6 protein-coding genes are annotated in these 5,146 nt (G+C 40.6%); 4 read left to right on the top strand and 2 right to left on the bottom strand.

Annotated elements, in window-relative coordinates:
• The coding region (locus IBX42_RS11130) for a methyl-accepting chemotaxis protein (protein WP_294932924.1) at positions 1-1,181 on the bottom strand (1,181 nt) is incomplete at its 3' end.
• Positions 1,182-1,352: 171 nt separating this feature from the next.
• Here IBX42_RS11130 and luxS point away from each other — a divergent pair.
• The 4 genes from luxS to IBX42_RS11110 are packed head-to-tail and all read left to right on the top strand — an operon-like array spanning position 1,353 to position 3,374.
• Positions 1,353-1,859, top strand: a complete 507-nt coding sequence (gene luxS, locus IBX42_RS11125) for an S-ribosylhomocysteine lyase (protein ID WP_294932922.1) — start codon at positions 1,353-1,355, stop codon at positions 1,857-1,859.
• A complete protein-coding gene (locus tag IBX42_RS11120; RefSeq protein WP_294932920.1) occupies positions 1,860-2,162 on the top strand; it encodes a hypothetical protein in 303 nt (100 codons plus the stop codon).
• Positions 2,152-2,625 carry a hypothetical protein gene (locus IBX42_RS11115; RefSeq protein WP_294932918.1) on the top strand — a complete coding sequence of 158 codons (474 nt, stop codon included), beginning with the start codon at positions 2,152-2,154 and terminating at the stop codon, positions 2,623-2,625. Before IBX42_RS11120 ends, IBX42_RS11115 begins: the two co-directional genes overlap by 11 nt.
• Positions 2,625-3,374, top strand: coding sequence for an MnmC family methyltransferase (locus IBX42_RS11110; protein WP_294932916.1), 750 nt, complete (start codon positions 2,625-2,627; stop codon positions 3,372-3,374). The genes IBX42_RS11115 and IBX42_RS11110 overlap by 1 nt, the downstream gene beginning before the upstream one ends.
• Here IBX42_RS11110 and recQ read toward each other — a convergent pair.
• Positions 3,371-5,146 (bottom strand): DNA helicase RecQ (gene recQ, locus IBX42_RS11105; protein WP_294932914.1); only part of this gene is annotated, 1,776 nt, incomplete at its 5' end. The genes IBX42_RS11110 and recQ overlap by 4 nt on opposite strands.

The following is a 5,146-nucleotide window of genomic DNA, read 5'->3' as shown; positions in this document are numbered from 1 at the left end:
GTTGTTGAGAGCTCATGTGAGATAGAAGCGTTTTCGCTTGAGGATTGTTTGGAGACGTCTATGAGCTCTTTTAGAGTAGCTATGAGGTCATTAAAACCTCTTGCCATTTGAGAGATTTCAAATGGTGCTTTTTCATCTGCTTTTATCGTCAAGTCATTGTTTGTGCTGATCTTAAGCAGGGTCTCTTTAAATTTCTCTATCGGTCTTGAGATAGAGTTTTTTATAAAGTAAAGAGTAAACACCAAAATAAAAATTATAAGGATTGCAACCGAAGAGACCTCTATAATGATCTCATTTTTTGTAGCACCTATTTTTTCATTGTTTGAAGCAAGTACGTATTTGAAAAGTTCAAGCTCGACATCTCTAAGCAACTCTATAGCAGCGGTAGAACTTGTAAACCACATTTTTGGGTCCACGCTAAAGTTCCCCTCCAGCCCTTTGTACATAGCAAGTTCTATCAGCGCCATGGTATTCTCCACAACTTCGCCCTTAAACGTCTTTTCGTGAAACACTCTCATCTCATCAGGTGCGAGTGCCGTAAACTTTCGCAGGTTAACCCTATATGCACCAATGTTGCCTCCAAACGTGAAGTAGGTATTTCCCGTAAACTCATCTTTTGTAAATGCACCGTTTAGGTTTGCTCTTATTTGTCCAAGCTGCTCTTTTGCTGAAGTTAGATGTGTGTATGCTTGAATAGTGTTTCTGTCATCCATAACATCCATGTTTGATGGTATCGTGGTAGCAGAGTCGATTATAGCAACAATGGTTTTTGAAAAGTATGCTCCTATCTCGGGAGCGCTTAGAGTTAGCGCATCAATAGAGCTTCTCTTTTGGTTCAGATCGCTTATATTCTCTAAAACAGAGCTGTCTCCACCCGTTTTTTTAAACACCTCTTTAATCTCTCCAATCGCGCTGTTAACCTTCTCTCTTATAGGAGGAATCGCATCTTTATTACTTTTGCCTCCGCTTGCAGCATACCCTACGCTCAGCCCCCTCTCTATCTGCATGTAGTGTATAGCTTTTGCTAAAGACTCAACCTCTAAGATTCTCTCTTGTGTTGTTTCAAGGGAACTCTTTTGCTCAAATACCCTTACAAGTATTATCATAGAGAGTATACAAATCGCTACCAATGGAATTGCCGTTAAAAAGAGCAATCTAGCCTTTATGCTTATTTTATTCATTAATTTCCCCAGCCTTCTAAATTTCAACACATATTAGCACATCTGGTTCACGTTAAAATTGATTTATAACAATTGCTTATAAGAAACTATAATAACAGTATGCCTCTGTTACCTTTTGTAAAATAAAATAATGATAAAATACAGACAATTTTAAAAATACAGGAATTTTATATGCCACTACTAGACAGTTTTACAGTTGACCACACGATAATGCCCGCACCTGCAGTTCGCCGTGCCAAGGGAATGAAGACGCCAAAGGGTGATGATATAACGGTTTTTGATTTGAGATTTGTTCGTCCTAATCATGAGATTTTGTCATCAGAGGGGATTCATACGTTAGAGCATCTCTTTGCGGGATTTATGAGAGACAATCTCAACTCCAAAGATGTAGAGATCATCGATATTTCGCCGATGGGTTGCCGCACTGGATTTTACATGAGTGTAATAGGCACACCTGATGAGAGCGTTGTGGCGGAGGCGTGGAGAGCGTCAATGGAGGATATACTTAAAGTAAAAGAGCAAAAAGATATTCCCGAGCTTAACGTCTATCAGTGTGGAACATACAAGATGCACTCGCTCTTGGATGCCAAAGAGATAGCTTCTAAAGTTTTAGAGCGCGGAATCGGCATTATGGACAATGATGCACTATCCCTTGATTTGGCAAAAGTGGAGCAGTAGATGTATATTTTGATTCCTATGGATAACGAAGATGCGCAAGAAGCATCCATAACCAAACTCGGCGATGTGAAAATCTGGGCGCAGGTTCTTGTTCAAGAGGGCAGAGTGGCGCAGATAAAGTTTAATCCTGAGTGGAGCACTTTTGAAGATCGCAGCGAAGCGGCAGTAGTAATGGATGACAACGAGTACGTATGGCCCTTTATGGAGCAAAACATGATGGTTCTTGTAGCGCACACGCAAAGAAGCATAGACGATATCGTAGAGGCGTATATCTTTAGGGAGCTTAACGAGCTTGCGTATTAGAGAACTCTTTAATCCTTTGCCGGGAAATAGATACTTTGAAATCACAACCCATGTGGATGAACTCTCTTACCTTCTGTCATCTTTGATGGAGGAGGTGGACGGAATACTTAACATTGCACTATACGCAGATGAGATAAAAGAGCAAGATATAAAAGCGAATATTTCCCATATAGAGGGCGTAAAAAGTCTCCCCCGCGCAATGCCAAGAGAACATGATATGGTAGTGTTAAAAGATATCTACGCTCTGCATGAAGACAAAAGTGCTCTTTTGTCGCTCTCTTACCGTACGCTTGCAAATGCCGCACATATTATCATCTTGGAGAAAAAAGGCGTCATCGATACAAAAGAGCTAATGCAGACACTCGAAGATTTCGAGTTCAGAGCTGCCAACGAGATAGATGTTGTTGATGGTTACGACTTAGTGATAGCAAAAAAGATGCATATGTGGGGCAATGGGTTATAATGTTTGACGATACCATGCATAAAATGGTAATAAGCGAAGACGGAAGTTACACAGCCTACTCAAAAGAGTACGCAGAACACTACCACTCAACAAGAGACGGTGCACTTTTTGAGTCGCTTGTCAAACATGTAGAGCCTGCATTTGCCCTAAAAGCGCAACACGCAGAGATAACTATTTTAGATATCTGCTTTGGGCTTGGGTTTAATACTTTGGCGACAATTTACCATCATAAAAAAAATAGACTCAGCTCAAAGTTAAATATCTTCTCTCCCGAACTTGATGCCTCTTTGGTAAAATCATTGAAGAGTTTTATTTATCCAAAAGAGTTTAACGAGTTTAAAGAGATTCTCTTTGCGCTGGTTGAAAATGGTCTCTATAGTGATGAGACTCTTCATGTAGAGCTTTTTTTAGGCGATGCAAGAGCATATATAAAAAGTTTTGCGCCTCAAATGTTTGATGTTGTCTACCAAGATGCTTTTTCTCCATCCGCAAATCCTGCTTTATGGACAAAAGAGTACTTTGGCGACATCAAAAATATTATAAAAGAGGATGGGATTTTAACAACATACTCGATGGCACTTCCTGTAAGAATAGCACTCCATGAGAATGGATTTCTGCTTTATTTAAACAGCGGAGATGGGTTTAGGGATGCAACGGTGGCATCTTTGCAAGACATAGAGGGGTTTAAAAATGTGGATATGGCGCATAAGATAAAGTGCAACCCGAATGTAAAATCGCCCAGAGATTAAGCGTTTAAAACCTCTAAAAACGCCTCTCCGAACTGCTCAAATTTCTTCTGTGCTATGCCGTTTACCTCAAGCATACTCCCTTTGTCATGCGGTTTTGCTACGGCGATATTTTTAAGCACTTTGTCCGAGAAGATAATGTACGCGGGAACTTGAAGTTCACTTGCCAACGCAGCTCTTTTTTCGCGCAATTTCTCAAAAAGCTCCTCATCAAAATCAAGTGTCTCTTCTCTCTTGACTTTCTTCTCTTTTATGTTTATCTCTAAGCGTGAAGATTTTATGAAGAGCTCTTTTTTGCCCCGTAAAATATCCGCCGCTTCATGTGTGAGTTTCAGAGTGCTAAATTCGCCTAAAATTACAATCTTTAGCTCCAAGAGTCTCTCTAAAATAACAAACCACTCTTTTTTACTCAGATGTATGCCGATACCGTAAACAGAGAGTTTATCTGCATCGTTTGTTAAAAGTTTCTGCTCTTTTGAGCCTCTTAGTATGTCTATGATGTAGTTTTTTCCGAAATTTTGCTCTGTTTTATAGACGGCGCTTAGAAGCATCTGTGCCTCTTTTGTGATGTTTTGCCTCTTTTCATCACTGCTTAAGCAGTTGTCGCATCTAGATGTACATGCATCAAGCGTATCTTCAAAATACTCGGCAAGCTGCTTGTGAAAGCAGATTTCGCCCGTAGCGTATTTGTAGATGGTATCTATCTTTTGGTTTAGGTGCTCTTTGTATTCGCTGTTTTGAATATCTTCTAAAAATCTTTTATGCTGAGCAATGTCTGCTGCATTAAAGAGGAGCAAAACCTCTGCATCTTCGCCGTCGCGTCCTGCACGTCCTATCTCCTGATAGTAGTTTTCCAGTGATTTTGGAAGTGACATGTGGGCTACAAAACGGATGTCGCTCTTATCTATGCCCATGCCAAAGGCGATGGTTGCGACCATGATGTCTACTTTATCGTTGACAAATATTCTAAAGTTCTGCTCTCTTACATGTTGTGGCAATCCTGCATGATAGGGCAGAGATTTGTAGCCGTTTTTGTTGAGAAAGATGCTTAGTTCTTCGGTCTTTTTTCGTGAGCTTACATAGATGATTCCGCTCTCATTTTTATGACGATGCAAAAAAGCTTTTAGCTGTTCATGTCCGTTTGAAACCCTTCTCTGCGCAGAGATAAAGAGATTTTTGCGAAACACTTTGCCTTTTACAAGCAGCGGATTTTCAAGCCGTAACTCTCTTAATATATCATGAGTGACATGTTCTGTCGAGGTTGCGGTAAAGGCGCAGATTGCGGTGTTTGGAAAGTTTGCTTTTAGATTTCCGAGCGCTCTGTAATCATCGCGAAACTCATGCCCCCACTGCGAGATACAGTGCGCTTCGTCTACGACAAAAAAGTTTATATTTAAGCCGCGTAACATGCCGATAGTTGTCTGGTTGTTGAGTCTCTCGGGCGAGAGGTATAAAAATTTCAACTCCCCATTATAGGCTCTTTGGATAATCTCATCTACTTCGTCACGGCTCTGCGCGGAGCTTATCATCTCTGCACTCATATTTTGCGCCTTAAGAGAGGCTATCTGGTCTTGCATAAGAGCAATAAGCGGCGAAATAACGATACTTATGCCCTCTTTTAGCATGGTAGGAAGTTGGTAAACTAGAGATTTTCCGCCACCTGTTGGAAGAATCATAAGCAGATCACGCCCACTTAAGATGGCATCCAAGCCCTCTTCTTGAAACTCCCGAAAGCTGTTATGCCCAAAGTAATCTTTAAGTGCTTTATATTTCAT

The organism is Sulfurimonas sp. (assembly GCF_014859695.1).
Taxonomy (GTDB): domain Bacteria; phylum Campylobacterota; class Campylobacteria; order Campylobacterales; family Sulfurimonadaceae; genus Sulfurimonas.
This window is presented reverse-complemented; position numbering and strand designations above follow the sequence as displayed.

What these genes read in the sequence shown, in the direction of transcription:
- luxS (WP_294932922.1), top strand. Translation starts at nt 1,353, where the DNA reads ATGCCACTACTAGACAGTTTTACAGTTGACCACACGATAATGCCCGCA.
- IBX42_RS11120 (WP_294932920.1), top strand. Translation starts at nt 1,860, where the DNA reads ATGTATATTTTGATTCCTATGGATAACGAAGATGCGCAAGAAGCATCC.
- IBX42_RS11110 (WP_294932916.1), top strand. Translation starts at nt 2,625, where the DNA reads ATGTTTGACGATACCATGCATAAAATGGTAATAAGCGAAGACGGAAGT.